This is a genomic window from Vibrio sp. 10N.239.312.C11 (assembly GCF_041466065.1).
Taxonomy (GTDB): domain Bacteria; phylum Pseudomonadota; class Gammaproteobacteria; order Enterobacterales; family Vibrionaceae; genus Vibrio; species Vibrio tasmaniensis_A.
Genome location: NZ_JBFSRZ010000004.1, coordinates 119,240 through 143,244, shown reverse-complemented (window position 1 = coordinate 143,244; position 24,005 = coordinate 119,240). Strand labels below are relative to the sequence as shown.

General features: G+C 44.8%; 20 protein-coding genes. 9 read left to right on the top strand and 11 right to left on the bottom strand.

The window, feature by feature from the left end; genetic code table 11:
• Positions 1-68: 68 nt before the first annotated feature.
• Positions 69-1,046: a WD40 repeat domain-containing protein gene (locus AB6D07_RS03425; RefSeq protein ID WP_009848931.1), complete on the top strand. Its 978-nt coding sequence runs from the start codon at positions 69-71 to the stop codon at positions 1,044-1,046.
• A gap of 5 nt (positions 1,047-1,051) precedes the next feature.
• On the top strand, positions 1,052-1,279 hold the full coding sequence (locus AB6D07_RS03420) for a SlyX family protein (RefSeq protein ID WP_009848930.1): 228 nt from the start codon (positions 1,052-1,054) through the stop codon (positions 1,277-1,279).
• Positions 1,280-1,461: 182 nt separating this feature from the next.
• Here AB6D07_RS03420 and AB6D07_RS03415 read toward each other — a convergent pair whose 3' ends face one another.
• The 5 genes from AB6D07_RS03415 to kefG form a co-directional block, all read right to left on the bottom strand.
• Entirely contained in the window at positions 1,462-2,427 is a 966-nt protein-coding gene (locus AB6D07_RS03415; RefSeq protein WP_017103602.1) for an isoaspartyl peptidase/L-asparaginase family protein, read from the bottom strand.
• Between the two features lie 219 nt (positions 2,428-2,646).
• On the bottom strand, positions 2,647-3,237 hold the full coding sequence (slyD, locus tag AB6D07_RS03410; protein WP_009848928.1) for a peptidylprolyl isomerase: 591 nt from the start codon (positions 3,235-3,237) through the stop codon (positions 2,647-2,649).
• A gap of 94 nt (positions 3,238-3,331) precedes the next feature.
• Positions 3,332-3,532: a YheV family putative zinc ribbon protein gene (locus AB6D07_RS03405; protein ID WP_009848927.1), complete on the bottom strand. Its 201-nt coding sequence runs from the start codon at positions 3,530-3,532 to the stop codon at positions 3,332-3,334.
• A 175-nt stretch (positions 3,533-3,707) separates the two neighbouring features.
• Positions 3,708-5,504, bottom strand: a complete 1,797-nt coding sequence (kefB, locus tag AB6D07_RS03400; RefSeq protein WP_029223028.1) for a glutathione-regulated potassium-efflux system protein KefB — start codon at positions 5,502-5,504, stop codon at positions 3,708-3,710.
• On the bottom strand, positions 5,491-6,075 hold the full coding sequence (kefG, locus tag AB6D07_RS03395) for a glutathione-regulated potassium-efflux system ancillary protein KefG (RefSeq protein WP_017103604.1): 585 nt from the start codon (positions 6,073-6,075) through the stop codon (positions 5,491-5,493). Before kefG ends, kefB begins: the two co-directional genes overlap by 14 nt.
• 174 nt (positions 6,076-6,249) lie before the next feature.
• On the opposite strand from kefG, the gene AB6D07_RS03390 reads away from it, so the two are divergent.
• The 6 genes from AB6D07_RS03390 (at position 6,250) to crp (ending at position 11,968) form a co-directional block, all read left to right on the top strand.
• Positions 6,250-8,172: an ABC transporter ATP-binding protein gene (locus AB6D07_RS03390; RefSeq protein ID WP_017103605.1), complete on the top strand. Its 1,923-nt coding sequence runs from the start codon at positions 6,250-6,252 to the stop codon at positions 8,170-8,172.
• Positions 8,169-8,639 (top strand): TIGR02444 family protein, encoded by a 471-nt coding sequence (locus AB6D07_RS03385; protein WP_009848923.1) that lies wholly within the window; start codon positions 8,169-8,171, stop codon positions 8,637-8,639. The genes AB6D07_RS03390 and AB6D07_RS03385 overlap by 4 nt, the downstream gene beginning before the upstream one ends.
• 207 nt (positions 8,640-8,846) lie before the next feature.
• A complete protein-coding gene (locus AB6D07_RS03380; protein WP_012604928.1) occupies positions 8,847-9,839 on the top strand; it encodes a hydrolase in 993 nt (330 codons plus the stop codon).
• 95 nt (positions 9,840-9,934) lie between these two features.
• Positions 9,935-10,147, top strand: coding sequence for a YheU family protein (locus tag AB6D07_RS03375; protein WP_010435208.1), 213 nt, complete (start codon positions 9,935-9,937; stop codon positions 10,145-10,147).
• A 77-nt stretch (positions 10,148-10,224) separates the two neighbouring features.
• Positions 10,225-11,094 (top strand): phosphoribulokinase, encoded by an 870-nt coding sequence (locus AB6D07_RS03370; RefSeq protein WP_012604929.1) that lies wholly within the window; start codon positions 10,225-10,227, stop codon positions 11,092-11,094.
• A gap of 241 nt (positions 11,095-11,335) precedes the next feature.
• Positions 11,336-11,968, top strand: coding sequence for a cAMP-activated global transcriptional regulator CRP (crp, locus tag AB6D07_RS03365; RefSeq protein ID WP_004729651.1), 633 nt, complete (start codon positions 11,336-11,338; stop codon positions 11,966-11,968).
• Between the two features lie 184 nt (positions 11,969-12,152).
• Here the strand turns inward: crp and AB6D07_RS03360 are convergent, their stop codons facing one another.
• The 5 genes from AB6D07_RS03360 to AB6D07_RS03340 all read right to left on the bottom strand — a co-directional run bounded on the left by AB6D07_RS03360 (position 12,153) and on the right by AB6D07_RS03340 (position 18,036).
• Positions 12,153-12,944 (bottom strand): DUF1338 domain-containing protein, encoded by a 792-nt coding sequence (locus tag AB6D07_RS03360; RefSeq protein WP_017096559.1) that lies wholly within the window; start codon positions 12,942-12,944, stop codon positions 12,153-12,155.
• Between the two features lie 212 nt (positions 12,945-13,156).
• Positions 13,157-14,614, bottom strand: a complete 1,458-nt coding sequence (gene astD, locus AB6D07_RS03355; RefSeq protein WP_012604932.1) for a succinylglutamate-semialdehyde dehydrogenase — start codon at positions 14,612-14,614, stop codon at positions 13,157-13,159.
• Between the two features lie 39 nt (positions 14,615-14,653).
• Positions 14,654-15,673, bottom strand: a complete 1,020-nt coding sequence (astA, locus tag AB6D07_RS03350) for an arginine N-succinyltransferase (protein WP_029223029.1) — start codon at positions 15,671-15,673, stop codon at positions 14,654-14,656.
• A 107-nt stretch (positions 15,674-15,780) separates the two neighbouring features.
• Positions 15,781-16,992 (bottom strand): aspartate aminotransferase family protein, encoded by a 1,212-nt coding sequence (locus AB6D07_RS03345; protein WP_012604934.1) that lies wholly within the window; start codon positions 16,990-16,992, stop codon positions 15,781-15,783.
• A gap of 465 nt (positions 16,993-17,457) precedes the next feature.
• Positions 17,458-18,036 (bottom strand): aminodeoxychorismate/anthranilate synthase component II, encoded by a 579-nt coding sequence (locus tag AB6D07_RS03340; RefSeq protein ID WP_009848915.1) that lies wholly within the window; start codon positions 18,034-18,036, stop codon positions 17,458-17,460.
• Between the two features lie 408 nt (positions 18,037-18,444).
• On the opposite strand from AB6D07_RS03340, the gene AB6D07_RS03335 reads away from it, so the two are divergent.
• Positions 18,445-20,865, top strand: coding sequence for an EAL domain-containing protein (locus AB6D07_RS03335; RefSeq protein WP_139137546.1), 2,421 nt, complete (start codon positions 18,445-18,447; stop codon positions 20,863-20,865).
• 212 nt (positions 20,866-21,077) lie between these two features.
• Here the strand turns inward: AB6D07_RS03335 and AB6D07_RS03330 are convergent, their stop codons facing one another.
• On the bottom strand, positions 21,078-23,672 hold the full coding sequence (locus tag AB6D07_RS03330) for an ExeM/NucH family extracellular endonuclease (protein ID WP_029223030.1): 2,595 nt from the start codon (positions 23,670-23,672) through the stop codon (positions 21,078-21,080).
• Between the last annotated feature and the right edge of the window lie 333 nt (positions 23,673-24,005).

Sequence of the window (24,005 nt, the reverse complement as noted above, 5' to 3'; positions counted from 1 at the left end):
GTGAATACGTTAGTTATAACAATATACTAGTCATATGTCTTTCGACACAAACCGGATTATTGGATGTGATGCGAATATTTTTCCACTCATTGCTATGTACGATTGTCATCACCTTGTTAAATGGCTGCTTTTTCTTCCAAGATGATGACCAACGCTGGGAAATTGAACCCAACGGCGCCACCAGCTTTGCCCTAAGTAGAGATGGACGCTTCGCGCTGCTCTACTCGCAGCAAAAACAGCTGCTCCTTTGGGATCTTGCCCAGAACAAAGAACTGGCTCAGCTTGGTCCACAAGATCAATCCGAAAATCAAGTATCGCGTATTCGCATCTCTGACAATGGTCGCTTTGCCATTACCGCCAGTCAGATGAATTTCGCCGTTTGGGACTTATCTTGGACACAAGCTGAAGGGCTATGGTCGATTTCCGATGGCTTAATTCGCGATGTTGATATCTCTAGCAACGGTGAAAAAGTACTGCTGGGCCTATCTAATGGCAAAGCTATCTATGTGGACTTAGTCACCGGACGCCGTCTGGAGTTCCTCGCTCACCGAGAAAAAGTTAATTCCGTCTCCCTATCTTCGAATGGGCGCTACGCATTATCAGGCGGTAACGACTATAAAGCTTACCTTTGGGATACCGAATCAGGCTTGGTATTGCGTACATTCGAGCACGAACAAAGAGTCGTACGAGTTGCCTTACAACGAGATGGAGAGCTAGCTTTTACCTCCGATGGAGGGAATCAAGCGATGATCTGGGATCTTGAGACAGGTGAACCTCAAGCTCAATTGCAGAGCTGGTCTCGACAGCTAATTTTCTCCAGTGCTCGCTTTTCTGATGACGGCAGTATGTTGGTAACAGGTACGCCATCTAGCCAAGTGAGCGTGTGGAATACTCAAGATGGCAAACGCATTTCTCGCCACGACGCCGAGCCATTAAAAGATGCTCGCCCTCCTCGTGCGGTAGTGTATGATGCAGCCTTTGATGATAAGAACCGTGTGATATCGGGCACCTCTGCGGGCATTGCCCAAGCTTGGAATGTGGATTAAGAACGATGACAGAAAAGCGAGTTGAACAATTAGAAAGCCGCGTGAATGACCTAGAATGTCAGTTGGCTTTCCAAGAGCAAACCATTGAAGAACTTAATGAAGCGCTTAGCCAACAACAGATGTTGATCACGAGAATGCAAGACCAGATGAAGTTCGTGGTTGGCAAAGTAAAAAATATGGATGGCTCAAACCTCGCTGACGCATCAGAAGAGACGCCCCCTCCACACTATTAAGTGCGCTTTAAAGATAACGAATTAGTTCTAGTGACGCATATCGTTAGTTTTTCGTCCTCAATGTGTAAACACATTTCAGGACGGGACATAGAAAACCAAAAGGGCGACAGATACTTATCTGTCGCCCTTTTGTTTGTTTAATCTGCGCTAATTCAACTAAAGTCAGTTAAGCCAATACAAACTTAGTCATCGGCATAAATTTTTACTTCCACGCAGCCATTAGTATCAACACTCGCACGGTACATTCCTGAACTGTTCATACCGAAATGAATATCACCTTGTCCATCGATAGCAATCAAGCCTCCTTCACCACCCATGGTTTTCAATTCACCTTGAATAATCGTTTCACAAGCCGTATGCACATCTTCCTTGAGATAACGCATTCGTGCCGCCACATCACTGGCAACCATCTTTCTAAGGAAGAACTCCCCCATACCTGTTGTTGAAACGGCCACGTTGCCATTTTCAGCAACAGTGCCTGCACCGATGATTGGAGAATCTCCCACACGACCGTATTTTTTATTGGTTACGCCACCAGTGCTGGTTGCGGCTGCTAAGTTTCCGGCTTGGTCTAATGCGACCGCGCCAACCGTGCCGTACTTTTTATCATCTGGATATTTATCTGCTTGCTCTTCATCATATTTCGCTTCAGACAAAGCAAAAATACCTTTCTCTTTCATCGACTGAAGTTGGTCATAACGACGCTCAGTAAAGAAGTAATCTTGCTCGGTGAAAGTATGGTCATGCTCAAACGCAAACTTCTCGGCGCCTTCACCAATCAGCAGCACATGGTCGCTTTTAAGCATCACATCACGCGCAAGCTCAATTGGATTTTTGATATGGCGGACACCGGCAATAGCCCCCGCATCCATTTCACGACCGTGCATCACAGAAGCATCCATCTCAACAAATTCATCATGAGTCAGAACAGAACCTTTACCAGCATTAAAGTGGGGACTGTCTTCCATCACCTTAACTGAAGCAACCACTGCATCTAGCGCATCACCACCCGACTGTAATACTTGATAGCCAGCCAAAACCGATTTTTCCAAAGCCTCGGTAATACCCGTTTTTAATTCATCACTCATTTGCTCTCGTAAGATGGTGCCTGCACCACCATGAATGGCAATTGAAAAAGGCTGTGACATACAAACTCTCCACTGACGTCAACTTATAATGTTGTGCTATCAATACCACATCCAAGATTTGATGTCTGATAGCGAAAACCAAACTATTTACGAACGCTTAGATTTACGGACATTTAGTTTAGTAGATGAAAAGCCAACTCAAAAAGCTAGCACCCTAAACGAAAAAAACCTCCACAAGGGAGGCTTTCAATATTCTTAAACTAAACCGTTAATTCGGTATTAGTGAGAACCACAGCTACCGCCGCCGCAGCAGCCGTCTTTTTTTTCTTCAGCGTGGTCATGGCCTTCGCCACCACAGCAACCACCTTCGTGATCATGATCGTGGTCGTGACCGCCACAGCCGCCTTCTTGGTGTACGTGACCGTGTTGAACTTCTTCTTCAGTCGCTTCACGAACCGCTACAACTTCAACGTCAAACGTTAGAGTTTGGCCAGCTAGCATGTGGTTACCGTCAACAACAACTTCGTCGCCATCTACTTCAGTAACTTCAACTGGGATTGGACCTTGGTCAGTATCCGCTAGGAAACGCATGCCAACTTCGATTTGCTCAACACCTTGGAATACGTCTGCAGGAACACGTTGAACTAGGTCATCGTTGTGCTCGCCGTAAGCGTCTTCTGGAGTAACAGTTGCTGAGAACTTGTCGCCAGCGACTTTGCCTTCAAGCTCTTTTTCAAGACCTGTAATTAGGTTGTTGTGACCGTGAAGGTAATCTAGTGGAGCTTCTGCAGTTGATTGGTCAACTACTACGCCATCTTCAAGTTTCACTTGATATGCAACACTAACTACTACGTTCTTTTCAATTTTCATGAGAGCTCCAAGGAGGTTTGGACTAAGCTCGAACAGTTGAGCTTAGGAAAAATTCTGTACCCGGATATTATGGGGATCAATTGACGAAACTCAATCACTCAGGCTTAAAAATACCGATCATTTCTTGATTCGCGTGTTCAGATTTCTCTACAGTTTTCGGTTTACGCTGTTCTGTGAAGTCACAATCGACACATTCCACCAGCTCGATATTATTTTCAATCCACCAGCGGAGTGTGTCTTGAGTCTTGCAGCTTGGGCAGCTCGCCCCTGCGATAAAGCGTTTTTTCTGTTTCACGTTGATATCCTTTACTACTCTGGATTCGCAGTTCTTCCGCTCTAGCTCTATTAAAAAAAAGCAGAGACCACGTTTATTATTAGATCAGTTATCTAGATTTTTATTTCTAGAGCTCAAGCTATATGTCTATGCCCAAGCTTCATTTCTAAGCTCAAGCATTAGTTATCACTTCAAGCTACTGCCAATAGTTTCGAGATTGGTGATCGTTTTCCATCTCGTGTCCAAAAATCTCTTCAAGCTCTTTGCGAGCCTCTTTCGCTCTTTGGGCTAACTCGGCATCTTCGTTATGCTGAGGCAGCAACTCTTTCAGCATACCATTATCCAGTTTCCTAAAGTGTGCTTCTGCTCGCTTCGCTTTATATGGATGCATGCCAAGTTCGGTCAATGTTTGACGACCTAAATCTAATGCCCCAAGGAAGGTTTCACGCGAGTAGTTACTCACACCATGGTTAAGTAATTGATAGGCTTCAACACGGCTTCGTGCACGCGCTAAAATCTTTAACTGTGGGAAGTGCTGCTTACACAAATCGACGGTCTTCATGATTTCATCAGGAGAATCGGTACATAACACAATGGCTTCTGCCTTGTCAGCTCCCGCAGCTCGTAATAGTTCAAGGTGAGTCGAGTCACCGTAAAATACCTTGTAGCCGAACTTCCTAAGGATATGTATTTGGCTGGCATCACTTTCAAGGACGGTGATACGAATCTTGTTGGCATACATCAGACGACCAATGATCTGACCGAAACGACCAAAGCCTGCAATAATCACTCGAGGGCTACGATCAATCACATCCGAAGACATCGCGCTTTCACTGATTTGATTAAGTTGGCGAGCAAAAAATCGGTCTTGCAGCTTAAGCATCAATGGTGTGGTCACCATAGAAAGGCTCACAACAACCAGTAAGAACGACACTTGGTCGCCGCTTAAGATGCCTTGTGCGCTCGCCGCGGTAAAAATAACGAAGGCGAACTCACCACCTTGGCTAAGGATCATCGCCATTCGGCTGCGCGCTTTAGCTTGAGTGCCGAAGATACGAGCCAGCGCATACAGCACCAAACCTTTCAATATGACCAGAGACGACACTGCGATAAGTATTGCGAATGGGCTTTCTGCCAATAAACCTAGGTTTACTGCCATACCCACAGAGATAAAGAACAGACCAAGCAGTAACCCTTTGAATGGGTCAATCGCAATTTCTAACTCGTGTCGATATTCACTTTCAGCCAGAAGTACGCCCGCCAAGAAAGTACCTAATGCCATCGACAAACCAATCTGCTGCATGATGACGGCAATACCAATCACCAATAACAGCGCTGCTACCGTGAACAACTCACGCACACCGCTCATGACTACATATCGGAACAGTGGTCTCAACAAGAAGTGACCACCGACAAGCAAGCCAATCACACCGCCTAGCATCCATAACATGTCAGCCCAACTGCCGCCCGTATTACCCGCAAGCAAAGGCAGCATCGCCAACATAGGGATTACGGCAATATCTTGGAAAAGTAATACCGCAAAGCCTGACTGCCCCGCTTCTTTGCCACCAAGCTCTCGCTCTTCAATAACACGCAAGGCAATAGCGGTCGAAGACAAAGCTAAACCCATACCGATGACTAAGCTAGTTTGCCAAGTTAAACCAAACATACACGCGATGGCGGTAATAATCAGTGTGGTGATCAGCACTTGCGCGCCACCGAGTCCTAGAATGGGGGCTCGCATCTGCCACAGTTTTTTCGGATTAAGTTCGAGACCAATCAAAAAGAGCAGCAGTACCACCCCGAATTCGGAGAAGTGTAGAATCGCCTCTACATCACTGATTAAACCAAGCCCCCATGGGCCAATCGCCACACCCGCTAATAAGTAACCGAGTACTGAACCCAAGCCAGCTCGCTGCGCGATAGGAACCGCAACCACAGCAGCCGCTAAAAATATAACGCTACTTTGTAGAAAATCATTAGTCAGAGCCATCATCTGCTCCTATATCTTGTAGCGGGTCTCGCAACCAATTTCGATACGCTTCTGCGTGTTGGTAACGCGTCATATCGGTAACATTTCGTGCCCAGTGTAAAACCAAAGGGGATATCCAGTGCATCTGACACAAAGCAGCGGTTAGCTCGAATGGTTGCAAAATCTCTTGTAATGGATATTTATTATAGCCTGCGGCACCAAACGCCTCTTCTTTACCACCGGTAGTAATCACACTGCGCCAGTGTTTACCTTTAAGCGCACTTTGCTCACCAAAGGCAAAACCCTTGCCTAGCACGCGATCAAACCACTCTTTCAACAACGAAGGACACGAATACATAAACAAAGGGTGTTGGAACACAATCACATCATATTCAAGCAGCAATGCATGCTCAGAAGGCACATCAATAAAGAAGTCAGGATAGATGGCGTAGAGATCGTGGACTTTGACATTCCCAAGCGATTCTATCTTTTTAACCATGATCTGGTTAGCGATAGAGGTTTGCGGCTCTGGGTGCGCATAGATGACCAGCACCTTTGGCACGGGGTTGTCTGTCGAGGGAGTATTACTCATTCCTTTGAAACATTCCTTTGAAGGCTAAACGGTGGCAAGGCCACAAGAATTTAAGCAAAAGTTACTAATATGTTATTGGCATCATAACGCAAATTGCATTGTGATCGACTTTTATCTGGTTTCAGCCTACTATGCAGGCGTCTGTTCACCTCTAATTTCTATGCTATTTCAATTATGATTACTTTCTCTGATATTCAATTGCTACGCGGCGGTAAGCCACTCCTCGACCAAGCATCTGCGACTTTTCACCCTGGCGACAAGATCGGTTTGGTTGGTAAGAATGGCTGTGGTAAATCTACGCTGTTCGCCCTAATTAAGGACGAACTGTCTATTGATGCTGGCTCATTCAGTAAACCAGCCCATTGGGAAATGGCTTGGGTTGCTCAAGAAACACCTGCATTAGAAAGAACAGCAATTGAATACGTGATTGATGGCGACCGTGAATACCGTGGCCTTGAAGATCAACTTGAGAAAGCCGAACAAGCCGACAACGGCACATTAGTCGCAGAGATCCATGGCAAGATTGAAACCATTGGTGGTTATAGCATCAAAGCACGCGCGGCTGAGCTGTTAGACGGCCTGGGCTTTCGCCAAGAACAAATGACATGGAACCTGACTCAATTTTCAGGGGGGTGGCGTATGCGTTTGAACCTAGCGCAAGCCCTACTGTGTCGCAGTGACCTACTGTTACTCGATGAGCCAACCAACCACTTGGATTTAGACGCTGTAATGTGGCTAGAACGCTGGTTACAAAACTACCCAGGCACACTCGTTCTTATCTCACACGATAGAGATTTCTTAGACCCTATCGTCAACCGCATCGTGCATGTTGAAAACCAGCAGCTCAATGAATACACCGGTAACTACTCATCGTTCGAAACCCAACGAGCGCAAAAGCTAATTCTGCAACAAGCGATGTACCAAAAGCAGCAGAAACAAATGTCGCACATGCAGAGCTACATTGACCGTTTCCGTTATAAAGCTTCAAAAGCTCGCCAAGCGCAAAGCCGTATTAAAGCGCTAGAGAAAATGGAACAAGTACTGCCCGCTCAGTTTGATAACCCTTTCAGCTTTGAATTTAGAGAACCAGACGCACTACCAAACCCAATCATGATGATGGACGAGGTATCGGCGGGTTACGATGACAATCTGATTCTAGAGAAGATTCGCTTGAACCTAGTGCCGGGCAGCCGTATTGGTCTACTTGGTCGAAATGGTGCTGGTAAATCAACGCTGATTAAACTGCTTTCTGGCGAACTGAAACAGCAAGGTGGTGAGCTGAGCTATTCGCAAGGCGTTAAAATGGGTTACTTTGCCCAACACCAATTAGAGACGCTGCACCCGGAAGAGACACCACTTCAGCACATGATGCAGATTGCGCCAAAACACACCGAGCAACAACTGCGTGATTACCTAGGTAGCTTCGGTTTCCAAGGTGAAAAAGCGCTCGATAAAGTGGCACCGTTCTCTGGTGGTGAAAAAGCGCGTTTAGTTCTGGCGCTACTGGTATGGCAAAAACCGAACCTGTTGCTACTCGATGAACCAACCAACCACTTGGATCTCGATATGCGTCAGGCACTAACGTTTGCATTGCAAACGTTTGAAGGCGCGATGGTTATCGTATCGCACGACCGCTACCTACTTCGTGCCACTACTGATGATTTATACCTTGTACACGACCGTCAAGTTGCACCGTTTGATGGTGACCTTAGCGATTACTACAAGTGGCTAACCGAACAACAGAAAGTTGAGCGAAAAGAAGCACAAGCATTGGCACCAGCAAAAGATGGCGCCAACAGTGCAGCAGCAAAAAAAGATCAGAAACGTAAAGAAGCAGAGTTCCGGAAACTAACGGCGCCTATTCGTAAAAAGCTGACTCAATTTGAAAAGCAGATGGATAAATTAACGTTGGCTCTTGAAGAAGCCGAGCAAGAATTATCCGATACTTCACTGTATGAAGCTGAAAATAAGGCTAAACTGAATAAAGTACTCGCTCTACAAGCGAGCAGTAAGTCACAGCTAGAAGAAGTTGAAATGGATTGGATGTCCACTCAAGAAGAGCTTGAGCAGATGGAACTGGATATGGATAGCTTATGAGCCCAGAGCACGCACCAATATCACTAACACTGGAACGACTATGGCAATTTAGCCTTCAGTATTACAGTGTGCGCGGTGTTAAGGATGCGTGCTTAGCTTTGCAAAACCAATTCCATGGCAACGTCAATCTACTGCTGCTTCTCAAATGGCTTGATGAGCAGCAACTCTCTTTCGCTGAGGAGGAGTGGCACAAGGTGCAACAATGCTTAAGTCGCTCTGAAACCTTGCTTCATAGTTATCGAGAGCTGCGTAAACACCTCAAAGCACACGTTGTTGATTCACTCTACCGTGAAGCCTTACAATTTGAGCTACAGCTTGAGAAACAACAGCAATCCGATCTCGTCGACTGCATTAAGTCTCTTCAACTTACTGCGAACCAACAATCACCGCTCGCTTTACAGTACTGTCGTTTATTAGGGGCGGAAAATCTCTACGACGCTTTTTCTGAACCAGCACCACAGCCTTAACTCGTTGCCTTTCCCTTTTATTCCGTCTAGATCCAAGCTTAACCTTGATATTATTCAATCAGTTACTCATGGCGGGTTTTTGTAGCCCGTCTTTGTGAAACCCTTGCGCTTATGCCGAGAATCAACCAAGCTCAAATAAAAACGTGGGCGTTTCGCTAAAAGCTCAACACTTTATCAAAGCCCATAAAAGAAGCATGGACTGTTTTTATGACAATATTTACCGCTGCCGCTGGCCTATCGAATCCACATTTACAAACCTTAGTGCCAAGATTTATTAGAAAGCAGGCGTTGTTTGCTCCTCAATGGCAGACCTTAGAAACTCCCGACGGCGATTTCCTAGACCTTGCATGGAGTGAATCGCCAGACGGTGACACGCCAAGCAATGATGATAAAAGTAACAAGCCAATATTCGTTCTATTCCACGGATTAGAAGGGAGCTTTGAGAGCCCTTACGCCAACGGGCTAATGAATGCATTTGCTAAAGATGGTTGGCTATCAGTGATGATGCACTTTAGAGGTTGCAGCGGAAAACCAAATCGCTTGGCTCGTGCATACCATTCAGGTGAAGTCGAAGATGCGCGCTTTTTCCTAAGGCATCTGCACGCGCAGTTCCCCAACAACCCCAAAGTTGCAGTTGGTATCTCTTTGGGGGGTAACATGCTGGCGAATTATTTGGCTGAGTATGCAGACGACCCATTGCTGTCGGCGGCGACCATAGTATCTGCTCCATTTGACTTGGCTTGTTGTTCTAGTCGCATTGAGCAGGGCTTCTCCAAGCTCTATAAGAAGTATCTACTCAACTCTCTAAAATCAAACGCCTTGAAAAAAGTTAACCTGCTACAGGAAAAGCTGGGGGTCACAGCGGAAACCATTAAGAAGATCACCAAACTGTATGAGTTTGATGAACAAATCACGGCGCCTCTGCATGGGTTCAAAAATGCCCAAGATTATTATGCGCAATGCTCCGCACTGCCTAAACTCAAGAAGATCAAACTACCAACTCAGATCATTCATGCCAAGGACGATCCTTTCATGACCGATGATGTGATTCCAAAGTTCGTTCTGCCTGATAACATCGATTATCGACTGTTTCAAAAAGGCGGTCATGTGGGGTTCATTACCGGCAGCACACTCAAGCCAAGATTTTGGTTAGAAGAAGCATTACCCGCCTACTATGAAAGTCTACAAGATTCGGCATAATGACGAGCCTTAGTAAATAGCAGTAAAAATATTACTAAGCTCACTCATTTCTACAACAATAAACCTATCCATGAACATAAAAGAGAGAAGTATTTATGATCATCCCGTGGCAAGACATTGCGCCAGAGACACTGGAAAACCTCATCAAAGAATTCGTACTGCGTGAAGGTACAGACTATGGTGACGTAGAAGTTTCACTGCAAAACAAAATTGACCAAGTGAAACATCAATTAGCCTCAGGAGAAGTGAGTATCGTGTTTTCTGAACTGCATGAAACCGTTGATATTCAAGTCACAAAACGCTTCTAAGCTGCGCTCATAAAGGAGCCGTGTTATAGTGGTAAACGATTGCTAACAAGTAAGTTACTCAAAAGACAAGGGTTGTCATGTCCGCTAAACATCCAATTATTGCGGTGACGGGTTCATCTGGAGCCGGCACCACCACTACCTCAGAAGCCTTCCGAAAAATGTTCAATATGATGGACGTGAAGGCAGCTTGGGTTGAAGGGGATAGTTTCCATCGCTTCACTCGACCAGAGATGGATGTCGAGATCCGTAAGGCGCGCGAGCAAGGTAAGCACATCAGCTACTTTGGTCCACAAGCTAACGATTTTGGTGCATTAGAAGATTTCTTCCGTCAATACGGCAATGAAGGCACGGGAAAAGTCCGTAGCTATCTGCATACCTTCGATGAAGCCGTGCCTTACAATCAAATGCCCGGCACCTTTACGCCATGGCAAGAGATCCCTGAAAACTCGGATGTGATGTTCTACGAAGGTCTTCACGGTGGCGTAGTCGATGGTGACATCAATGTTTCTCAACACGTCGATCTGCTTATCGGCATGGTACCTATCGTAAACTTGGAGTGGATCCAGAAATTCGTTCGTGACACACGCGATCGTGGTCACTCTCGCGAAGCGGTGATGGATTCTATTGTTCGCTCAATGGATGATTACCTTAACTACATTACCCCGCAGTTTTCGCGTACTCATATCAACTTTCAGCGTGTCCCTACCGTAGATACATCAAATCCACTGAATGCAAAAGGGATCCCAAGTTTAGACGAAAGCTTCGTGGTTATACGTTTGCGCGGCATCAAAAACGTCGATTTCCCTTACCTGTTGGCTATGATTGATGGCTCATTTATGTCACGTCATAACACGCTTGTGGTGCCAGGAGGCAAGATGAGTTTTGCTATGGAGCTCATTGTAAGGCCGATCCTGCAACAACTTATAGAAACCGGGAAAATAGGCTAACAAAACAACATTCTGGTTGATTACTTTTCATACCGTGATCATGTGCACAATTTTGCGTAAAAAATCGTAGCTTGGTCACGATTAAAATCAAGAAATAGTACCTGAAAAAGGATACTATTCTTAAACGAAACACAAGATAGCTTGCAGCACTCAACGAGTGCTCTTATCCTAGCTAGGTCAATTCAGGCTTAGCTAAAATATGGAAAGCGGCAAGCATACCCTGCAGAGGAAGTAAGATATTATGGTTCTAGGTAAACCCCAAACCGATCCAACATTAGAGTGGTTCCTTTCACACTGTCATATTCATAAGTACCCTTCAAAAAGTACTTTGATTCATGCTGGTGAAAAGGCAGAAACCTTGTACTACATCGTTAAAGGTTCTGTGGCAGTTCTTATCAAAGACGAAGAAGGTAAGGAAATGATTCTTTCTTACCTAAACCAAGGCGACTTCATCGGTGAGCTTGGCTTGTTCGAAGAAGACCAAGAGCGTACTGCATGGGTTCGTGCAAAATCTCCTTGTGAAGTGGCTGAGATTTCTTTCAAGAAATTCCGTCAACTTATCCAAGTGAACCCAGATATTCTAATGCGTCTTTCAGCGCAAATGGCAAACCGTCTACAAGTAACTAGCCAAAAGGTTGGTGACTTAGCGTTCCTTGACGTAACAGGTCGTATCGCTCAAACGCTACTAAACCTAGCAAAACAGCCAGATGCAATGACTCACCCTGACGGCATGCAAATCAAGATCACTCGTCAAGAGATTGGCCAGATTGTTGGTTGTTCTCGTGAGACCGTAGGTCGTATCTTGAAGATGCTAGAAGAGCAGAACCTAATTTCTGCACACGGTAAGACTATCGTGGTATACGGCACTCGTTAATCTCGATTAACTGAGCCAAAAATTTGAAAGCCACCAAATGCGAATTTGGTGGCTTTTTTGTTTTCTAAATATCTAGAGAACAGATGCGGGAAGCAAAGTTAGAAATCGGACTTCACTATTCTAAAGTATCTCGAAGCGAAGCGTACCCGCACCTCTAGGGCAAAGCCCGTGCTCGTATCTTTCTTTAACCGTTGGTGCTTTCAAAGATCTTGTCAGCTGATGCCGCAACAAATCCGGTATAAAGCTCACCATTGGCCACCGCATAACGCTTAGCAAACTCATAGAAGCCTCCAGGAATCATCTCATTGCCTTCAACAAATGAGACTGGGACTTTGTCTGCCATAGTTGATGATTGCTCTAATAAGACCTCTGGAGAGCCTTTCACCTCACCACCTGACGCATTGATAGTGAATCCCGACTCATTCAGATAGTCATTCACGGCCTGCACTTCATGGAACTTATTTAACTGGTTCACACTCACCGTAAAGTGGTTTGCACCGTAGCCATGAGCTGCGAGCCAAGAAGCGTATTCACTCTCTTTTGCTAGTACTTGGAAATCTGCGAAATTCAAATCCCAAAGACGACCACCAAACAAGAATTCATGACCTTGAAGCTTACTTGCGTCAACTTGCTCAACCAACTTAGCAACGATCTGTTGCAGGTCACTTGAACACTCTTCTACCTTCAACTCACTAATGAACACTTTTGGTTGGTTTGGATCTGGGTGCTCGTAGTGCTTAGCCACTAGCTTCTTGCTCTCAAATAAGTAATCGCCACACGCCTTGTAACCTAATTCAAGGAAAGGTTTAGCCAATGTTTCAATACCTAGCGGTGCAACATTGAAAGTACGCAGTGCAATGTGATCATTAATCAGAGCTTCATCTTCTTTCAGCAAGTGATGCACTTTCTCAGCCGATGGACAAAGCCTGTGAATGTAATCATTCCATAGTGATTTAAAGAGTAGATCGGGCGTCATGGTGACTCCTTGTCAGAGGTTCTAGCAAGCTAGTAATTTGGATTAGAAAGGGAGAGGCTGGACATAGAGTCAGCAGCCATCAGCCTGTGACATACTTGTTCTATTATTATCTACCGCCCAATCTAGGTGTCGGACGTGGTGGAACAGGGAAGCGATAACACCACCTCCCTATTTCAAGCTTAACGAATGAGCCTAATACTCATTAGACTAAACTACAGCTCAATACCTGGGCTAAATGTCGCTGGCAGTTGAGTTTCGCCACCTTCCATTGAAGCCATAGGGTAAGCACAATAGTCCGCTGCATAGTAAGCACTTGGGCGTAGGTTGCCCGAAGCACCCGGGCCACCAAATGGTGCATCACCACTTGCTCCTGTTAGCTGACGGTTACGGTTAACAATACCCGCACGGATATGATCAACGAAGTATTCCCATTCAGAATCATCTGTTGATACAAGACCCGCAGACAAACCAAAACGAGTGTCGTTAGCTAGCTCAACCGCTTGCTCGAGCGATTGGTAACGAACCACTTGCAGCAATGGACCGAAGTACTCTTCATCTGGCAACTCAGCAATGTTGGTTGCATCGATAATCCCCGGAGAAACAAACGCCGCTTCGCCCGCTTTTGCTTCAACTAGGCTTACACCACCGAGTGATTGCAGATTAGCTTGCGCGTCCAGAATGAACTTAGCCGCAGCTTCGGAGATTTGTGGTCCCATGAAAGGTGCAGGTTCAGCGAATGGCTGATCAACACGAATCTTCAAGGTAGCCGCAACGAGCTTATCGAGCAGTTGATCACCCTTCTCGCCAACAGGAACATACAAACGACGCGCACATGTACAACGTTGACCAGCACTGATGAAAGCCGATTGGATAATGGTATAAACCGTCGCGTCAGCATCACCAAATTGGTCACTGATCACCATCGGGTTGTTGCCACCCATCTCTAGCGCCAGCATCTTGCCCGGTTGACCTGCGAATTGACGGTGAAGGATATGACCGGTATTAGCACTGCCCGTGAATAGCACGCCATCAAGACCTTTAGCATCGGCTAGTGCGATACCTGTCTCTTTAGCGCCTTGCACTAGGTTGATCACGCCAGCAGGAAGGCCAGCTTCTTGCCATAGCTTCATCGCAAACTCACCAGTCCAAGGTGTCTGCTCTGACGGCTTAAATACCACGGTATTACCCGATAGCAGTGCTGGAACAATATGACCATTAGGCAGATGACCTGGGAAGTTGTAAGGGCCAAATACCGCCATAACGCCTAATGGACGATGACGCAGTACGATTTGGTTACCTGCCGCTTCACGTGAAGCTTCACCAGTACGTTCGTGATATGCACGAATAGAGATAGCGATCTTGCCCGCCATCGCGCCCGCTTCAGTACGAGTTTCCCAAATCGGTTTACCCGTCTCTTTTGCAATAATCTGTGCTATCTCTTCGCTGTTCTCTTTTACTTTCTCAGCAAAGTTCAACACGATGGCTTCACGCTCTGCAAAGCTCAGTTTCTTCCAAACTAAGAACGCATCACGAGCCGCTGCTACTGCAGATTCAACCTGCGCTGGTGTTGCACTATCGCCTTGCCACACGACTTCATTGTTGTATGGGCTTACTGATGTCATGGCGTCGCCTTGACCTGCCACCCACTGTCCTGCTATCCACTGAGTCATACTTCTATCCTTAAAATCTTCGACAGATAATCGCCGCTCTTATTGAGCCAACATGCGAACGAATTCGCCTTCTTTTACTTCAAGAGCGCTTGCTACTTCAGATGATAAAATCACTGTGTCGCTTGCTTGGTCATACGCGCCTTTCGCGGCTACTGCGCGGAAGTTCTCAAATGAGGTATTACCAATTAGGAAGTCTTTAGAGCTGGAGTGCTCTGCAATTTTCACCTGAGCTCGAATCGCATGACGCACTGATTCAATATTTCTTAGATCACACTCAACCGTTGGGCCTGCATCAAAGATGTCAACATAACCACGGTTAGTGAAACCTTCACGTTCCAACAACTTAAGTGCTGGGCGTGTATTATCATGTACCTCTCCAATCACCGCCTGAGCTTCTTTGCTCAGTAGGTTCACGTAGATAGGCAGCTTTGGCATTAGGTCAGCAATGAAGCCTTTCTTACCGATACCAGTTAGGTAATCTGCAAGCGTGAAATCAATTGAGAAGAAGTGCTCTTGCAGCCATTGCCAGAAAGGTGAGTTACCTTCCGCATCCGATACACCACGCATCTCAGCAAAAATCGTTTTCGAGAAACGCTCTGGGTGTTCAGACATGATTAGGAAGCGACACTTCGACATCAAACGACCATTCAATCCACCACGGAAAGCTGGACGCAAGAACAGTGTGCAGATCTCACTGCATCCGGTGTAGTTATTACCGAAAGTCAGTAGCTTCACGACGTTATTCACGCCAAGCTTTTGCGATGAGTGCACCACTTTGCTGATGTGGTAAGAGTAAAACGGAACATCCCAGCCAATTGAGGCTTCGATACCTGTGGTACCTGCGACTTCTCCGGTTTCGGTATCAAAGCCAACCATTAGGTAGCCTTCATCACCAGGTTCAGTCACGTCTTGTTTAGCAAAGCTGTATTCAGAGTGAGTAATACGGTTGGTTAACAGTTCTTCGTTAACCGGAAGAGATGTGAATCCGTGACCAGATTCAACCGCGCAGGTATGCAACGCATCGTAATCAGATAATTTTATTGGGCGAACAACTAGCATCAATATTCCCTCCAGATGCAAAACAGGCCCAAAACGAGAATCTTGGGCCTTTAGCAGTACGTCATGGGATCGCTCTAATGGCGATCATTCCTATGACGCCGCTCAGGCTAAACTAGCGTAGCGATGGCTTTGTCTAGTTTTGATAAACCTTCTTCAATTTCTTGTGTAGTGATAACCAGTGATGGTGTGAAACGAACCACGTTTGCACCCGCAACCAGTACCATCAAGCCTTGTTCACCTGCTGCTACTAGTACATCACGAGCACGACCTTGCCATGCTTCATTAAGCGCAGCGCCTAGCAATAGGCCTTTACCGCGAACTTCACTGAATATTTGGTATTTGTCGTTAATCTTAGCTAAACCATCACGGAATAGTGCTTCGCGTTCTTTCACGCCAGCCAACGTTTCAGGTTGGCTTACTACGTCAACAACGGCTTCAGCAACGGCACACGCCAGTGGGTTACCACCGTAAGTAGAACCGTGCGTACCGACTTTTAGGTGTGTTGCAAGTTCAGACGTTGTTAGCATTGCGCCGATTGGGAAACCGCCACCTAGTGATTTCGCTGTACTTAGGATATCAGGAGTCACACCTAGGCCTTGGTAAGCGTAAAAGTTACCCGTACGGCCATTACCCGTTTGCACTTCATCAAAGATAAGCAGCGCATTGTGTTTGTCACACAGTTCACGAACCGTGTTCACGAACTCAGATGTTGGAGAGATGATACCGCCCTCACCTTGCAGAGGTTCCATCATGATTGCACATGTGCGATCTGATATGTGCGCTTCTAGCGCGGCAATATCGTTGTAAGGCAAGTGAGTTACATCGCCCGGTTTAGGGCCGAAGCCATCAGAGTAAGCCTCTTGACCACCCACAGTTACAGTAAAGAAAGTACGACCGTGGAAACCTTGTTTGAATGCAATGATTTCAGACTTCTCAGGACCGTGCACATCCGCTGCCCAACGACGAGCTAGCTTCAATGCTGCTTCGTTCGCTTCTGCACCAGAGTTGGCAAAGAATACTTTTTCTGCAAAACATACGTCGGTTAGCTTCTTCGCTAGACGCAATGCAGGTTCGTTGGTCATGACATTACTTAAATGCCAAATCTTGTTTGCTTGCTCAGTAACTGCGTTAACCATTGCTGGGTGACAGTGACCCAAACAGCTCACAGCGATACCACCAGCAAAGTCGATATATTCTCGGCCTTGTTGGTCCCAAACGCGTGCGCCTTCCCCTTTTACCGGGATCATTTCCATTGGGTTATAACAAGGCACCATCACCTCATTAAACAGACTACGTTCTACTTTTTTTTCCACTGTCATCGTACATTCCTTTTCGATACCGCAAGCTTCGCAAATAAGCGTACTGGTTCATAAGTGAGACAAAGATATTTTCTCTCGCCACAATCCCGCTGCAGCATTATATTTACATTTAATTAACGTTTTCAATAGTAGATTATTCTTTAGCCATCCCTAACAACCAGCTAAACGTCACTACCTATGACTATTTATGCATCAATTAATCTGTTTTATGAAGCTTTTTTTACCTAAACGCATAACCAGTAATAGCAAAGCCTTACTGGCATTGCGGTATATAGGGTTCGAGACGAAATAAGGCGAATAATTTTGCATAGGCTAAAAACTTAGCCTGAAGAGAGAGAAATGTTATAAAAAGTGATCGGCGTCAGAGGAGTAAGAGACGCGTAGCGCCCGAATTTAAACGCTTAACGAATGGGGTAACAGGTTTAACTGGCTTATTTAGACGCAGAAAGAGTCAAATTTAAACACTCAGCGTGCTAGGAAGTTAGCGAGAAGCTGGTGTCCTTGCTCTGTTTTAATCGACTCAGGGTGAAATTGTACGGCATCAATCGGTAAGGTTTTGTGTTGATACCCCATGATCTCATCCATGCTGCCATCTTCAAATTCCGTCCAAGACGTCAGTTCAAAGCAGTCAGGCAGCGTGCCATTTTTCACCACTAGAGAATGGTAACGTGTCACGGTTAGAGGGTTATTCAACCCCTGAAAAACGCTCTTGCCATTGTGACGTATTGGAGAGGTTTTACCGTGCATCACTTGTCTGGCTCGCACTACTTCACCACCAAACACTTGGGCAATGGCTTGATGACCAAGACACACACCTAAGATAGGCAACTTACCCACGAAGTGTTCAATGACTTGCAGAGAGATTCCCGCATCATCAGGCGTACAAGGGCCTGGCGAGATAACAAGATGGCTAGGATTCAGCGCTTCAATGCCCGCAATATCAATCTCATCGTTGCGAACAACTTTCACAGTGACCCCTAACTCACAGAAATACTGATACAAGTTATAGGTAAAAGAGTCGTAGTTATCGATGATAAGTAACATGGGTCGAAATCGTTTGCTAAATACTAAATGATTGGAAGATATAGGGGCGGTATTGTGCAATATAAAGCAAGAAAGGCAAGTGAAAATGATAAAAAGAAAATCAGCTTTCGCTGCCCTGATAACTTTACACTACAAATACATAAACGTTACTGGCAATGAAGCCAGAGTGATCCACTTTGTCTTCTCAAGACATAGATGTCTCCCATCCCTGCCAAAGTTCCCATAAAAATTAAAACCTTATAAGTTGCTGGTTTTTTATGACATGGTTCTTTTTTTGTGAAAAATAACAACTCAATGAATAATTGTTTGAGTTATCATTAGCGTGAATTTACTGACCTTTAATAGAAAAATGAAAGAGAACAAGCTCGTCTACCTAATTCGTTACATACCGACTATAACTGTGGTTCTATTATCGTCTTTTCGTTATCGGTCAATGATAGTTATCGACGAACCAATCAAGAAATCACTCACATAGAGTCCGATATTGTTGAAGAAAAAAAAGCCTATTTAAAATCTCAAGTCAGCTATGTCAACAAGCAGCTCAACTACTTAGAAGAAACAACAATAACCACACTACGCGACAGTATAAAAACTCATACTCTCCGCACTCACTCCATACTAAATCAACTGTACAAGGACAACCCACAATTAAGTGAACAAGAGTTTACAACCTTGGTTCGTTCGAGTTTGAAAAACTACAGATTCAATGACGGTCGTGGTTACCCTTTTATTTATCACCATGATGGAACTGTTATTTTTCACCCTGTTTTTCCTAGTATGCAAGGAGCCTCTAAATGGGAATTTCAAGATGCTAAAGGACACTTTGTTGCTCAGGAATTAACAAAAAAAGCGATTGAAGAAAAAGAAGGCTTTCATAAATGGTGGTTTCTAAAACCGAATTCATTCGCAAAGCAGTATGAAAAAATCGGCTATATCGTTAATTTCTCGCCATATAATTGGTATATAGGTACGAGTGACTTTATTACAGATGTCCAGGCAGACATTCAAAGTGACGTGCTCGAATGGTTAAGTCAGCTTCAAATTGGTCAACAGAGTAACTTCTACGTTATCGACACTAAAGGCGATGTGCTGGCTCATACCACTCCTAGCTTTATTGACACTAATATCCATAACATTCAAAACATACACTTCCGCACTCAAGCAGTCGCGCTGTTGGAACAATCGGATGTCTATGTTAGACACTTAGCTGCCGACAATCACTCGTTAGAAAACCTTAGTTATGTCCTCAAAAATAGTACTTGGGGCTGGACGATAGGCGCGAGCTTTAGTGTCACTGCATTAGAAAGACTTGTTGCTAAAAAAAATGCCGAGTTGATTGAAAAAAGAAATGATGAGCTCAATCGCTTAGCACTCATGTATAGCATAGTCGTTCTATTAGTCGGACTACTCTCATATTATGTAAGCACTCTAGTTTCTCGTCGCTTTGAATCTTATCAAGCTGAAATTCAATCTGACTTTGAAAAGCTCTGTACTGCAAACAGCACGCTGAAACACTTTGCTAATCATGACCAACTGACTGGGCTTTTTAATCGACACTTTTTTGAAGTCTATATGGAGAAAGAGCTGGCCAAAACTCAATCAGATGACGATAAATTTCTTGTCTGTTTTATTGATGTAGATAACTTTAAAAACATCAACGACTACTACGGACACAGTGTTGGAGACGAACTCTTAATACAGATATCTCAAACGCTTAAAAAAGTATGCCCTAATTTTTCAGAAGTGTTCCGGTTCGGAGGTGATGAATTTATTGTTACTTTCCCTGATCTAAACAGCCTAAAACAGGCAGAAAGCGTCATGAAACTATTTCATGATGAACTTGCGACCAAGTATCAATGCTTTGAGCATGAATTTGATATCAGTTTTAGCTTAGGTGCCGCCTTGTATCCCGATCACGGGCGCACTGTCGATGAGTTACTCGCAAGCTCTGATATTATGCTCCATTCTGTGAAATCAGAAGGCAAAGCAAACTGTGCTATTTTCTCATCAAAAACCTCTGCGAAAAATCAACGTAAGTTTCTGATTGAAGACAATTTACTTACCGCTATAGAAAGAAGAGAAATTTATTTAGATTATCAGCCTCAGTATTGCTTACAGTCTGGAAGGTTATGGGGAATCGAAGCGCTAGCTCGATGGAAAAGCCCAACATTGGGTAACGTTTACCCTGATGAATTTATCTCCGTCGCTGAAGTCAGTGGTCACATACGCGCATTAGGTTGGTATCTTATTGAATTAGCCTACCAACAGTATTCAGAACTCGATTTTCCAGACGATGCTCCTATTTTACTGGCACTGAACTTATCACCAGTTCAAATTGGTGAAACAAACTTTGCTGAAAATATCATTAAAATAACAGAGCGCTACGGTATAAACCCATCCCATATATGCCTAGAAGCCACCGAAGGCATCATGCTAAAAAATCCGGAAGAGGTAGCAAAAGTTGCGTATCAACTTCGTAGTAAAGGGTTTCACTTGGCCTTAGATGATTTTGGTACTGGGTACTCTTCGTTGAAGTATTTGTCATTACTTCCTATTCATGAAATTAAAATAGATCGTAGCTTTATTTGGCAACTTTCAGAATCGAATACCGCTCATGAACTATTAAAAAGCATTGTCGCAATTGGGCGGTCTACAAGAACAAGAACCGTCGCTGAAGGTGTCGAAACCATTGAACAACTAGAATATGTTAAACAATATGGATGTGACATTGTCCAAGGGTACTTATTTTCAAAACCGGTATCACTGGAAAAAGCGATACAAATACGCCAATACGACCTTGAAAAGATGGAATCATACCAATCACAGTAAGTAAGTGTTCAAAAATAGCGCAGGAAAAAAGCTTGAGAACAAGGCGGATTTTTTTGATAAGTAGTTATTCTACAATCAAAAAATCTAACGACGTTATCTAGATTTTTAACAAGCTAGGGTGAACAGTTATTTACTACGATTGGTATCAATGAGTAGCTAAAATATAAACCGCTACCTATAGGTAGCGGTTTATTATGACTCAAAAAGCCTTATTACTTACGACGACGCCACATTGCTAAGCCAAACAATGACATCAGTGCACCGAAACCAAACGAACCACCGACTTTAAGCTCAAGAACTGCCGGATCATGATCCGATGAACGGAAGTGATCTTGGTACTTCGGCAGATCACCTTTGAACTCTTCGTTGTAATCAAGCAACTTCGATTCACCGCCGTTGATGTGCCAGTCAGTCGCATCCACCACCATGTCTTTCAGGCTGTCGCTGATCAACAGGTGATCCAAAGCGCCAACCTCATCATTGTATGAGTAGCTCCAGCTGTCTGGGTGCTTTTGAGCCACAGCATTAATGTAGCCGTAGTTCTTAGTAATCACCGCACCGGTATCACCAAACTGCTCGACACCGTCAATGTAGGTGTTACGCGCCGCTTTGATTTGCTTACCGTATTTCTCTTCAGAGTAATCCGTCAGTACCAGCATTGGGTCTTCCATGCCGTACGAGTTCATATCACCCAGAATCACTTTATGGCCTTTGATGCCGTCTAGCGCTTCACCCAATGCAACCGCAGCTGCAACACGGAAGTTCTCACATGAACCTTGCTTGTCGGCATCAACGCCACCTTGACCGCCCTGTTCGACAGGGGCTGCATCTTCCCAACACTTAGAACCTTTCGATTTAAAGTGGTTAATCGCAACGGTGAGTTTCTCTTTAGTGCCTTTGACTTTAAAAGTTGGCGCCAATGAGTCACGTTGATAGTTCTTACCGTCTTCAATCACCTTGCCAGAATCGTCTAACACCTCTGGCGCTTGTTGGCTTGGCATCGCGATAACACGGCGGTCTTTAAGCTTAACCACTTTCTTACGGTAAATAACACCTGTTGTAATAACGTCAGTACCAATCGAGTCCATCTCGTCGGTTACGCCATCTTCGTTCGAATCGACAGCCACAAAGGTATAGCGGTCTTTCTTACGCTCAATGCGGTCATTCAGTTGGTTAACAAGCTGCTGAATGGCAGAGCCTTCACCAAAACCGTTGTTCTCAATTTCCATCAAACCAATGATGTCGGCATCTAGACGAAGAATCGCGTTCACAATCTTCTCTTGCTGCATCTCAAACTCAGTGATGGTGTTCGCGCCACGGTTGTTGCCGTGTTGGTTCGCGTCACCGCCAAATGGAGAGTTAAAGTAGTTCAATACGTTGAAGGTCGCGATACGTAGATCACCTTCATCCATATCAGGCTTGTCAGTACGTGGGTCATTTCGGACAAAGTTCTCAGCCGAGATCTGGTTGGTTGTCACTAAGCGATACTCGCCGTAGCTGTAAGTCAGCACGCCTTCTAGGCCAACAATGGTGTCATCAATACGGATGTAGTCTTCTGTTGAACCATCTTGGTCAATATCGGTACGGCCAAAGTCTGGGTAGAAAGGAACCTGTCCGTCACCGGCTTTTTGATCGGTTTCAACAAAAAGACGACGGTCTGCGTTATCTTTAGTTTGCTGTTTCGCATCTTCAGAGCCTGCTGCAGATAACTGGTTCGGCTGCATGTTAATACGCTCATGGGCCAGTACCATGTTGTTACGACGACCTGCGTAATCATAACCAAAGGTACGCGTTACACGCATATCAAGCGCTTCGGTTGTTTTCACCAACATGCCTTCATGGCGTTCAAGCGTTACAGCGAAGTTCTCGTTACGGTCTAAGGCTTCAATTGCTGTCGCTTCAGGCGCTTGTTGCTCGCCCTGCTTAAGCCATTGGTTGTTTTCAACTTTAAGCTGAGTATGACTGTAATACTCTTGAACCTTACCTTTCACACACACGACATCGCCCGCAGCCAGTTCTGAACTCGATTGATTGGTGTGGATAAATAGACCTTCAGAAGTGCTTGAATTAAAGTCATCCTCAAGTGCTTGCAGGTAGAAACCTTTGGTTATGCCAGTAGTGACTGCACTTACCACACCTTTGACGAAGTATTCATCGTCAGTGATGTATGGATAGCCATCAATGAACGGTGATGTTGCGCCTTCACCTTGGATCTCTTGAATAGTCGTGAATACAGGAGCAGAGCCATCTTGTGTACAGGCAAACGCGTCAGGCAACTCTACATTGTCTAGTGAACCTAGCCCTTCAATACTGTCCTTAGGTAACGATACCCATTGCGAAGCATCAAACGTCGCAGAAGGTGTTTGTTTAGCACGAACCAAAGTAACATCTTTCCCCCAGTCCACATCGCCCATCAAACCGACAACATCGTGCACCGAACCATCTGAATTCAAGATAGCCAGCGGATCGTCACCATTGTGATTAGCAATCGACGCGTTAAGAATATCAGCCGCCACTTTAATTTCGTTACTTGCGCTGGTGTGCGCAACCACAAGTACTTCACCGGGCGCTAAAACGTGGCCATTCAAAGGTAAAGTGGCGCCCCATGATCCATTACCATTCGCAGACTTCGCCAACGAGTAACCATCTAAATTAATGCTGCTATCGCCGTTATTGGCAATCTCAACCGCTTTGTTATAGCTGCCGCCTTCCACATATTGTGAAATAAACAAATCAGCGTGTGCGCTTGTGGTTAACAAGCTACCAATTGCCACTGCTAGCAATGAAGGTTTATGTAAAAGAGCCATCCGTTTCACCTAAGTTCATCGATTTATAGTCACTGCCATCTATGGGCAGTCATGTATTTTGTGGTAACTATCAGGTTTATTTATGAAAGGAATAAGTCAGTTGGCAAGAAAATGAGGAACTTATCACTTTGGAATCATCAATTGTTTGGCACGTTTTATATTTCCAACATATATAGAAACAAGAGTGACTTTATAAAACTTGAGGATGCCAAATAAGATCACCTGCACAGCATTAGTATGATGAATGTGTTAGCTAGATAATGCTTAAATTATCAATTCAAACAAGAGATTTACTGGGAAAGTAAATGGAGCGGGCAATAAAAAGCCCAAAGT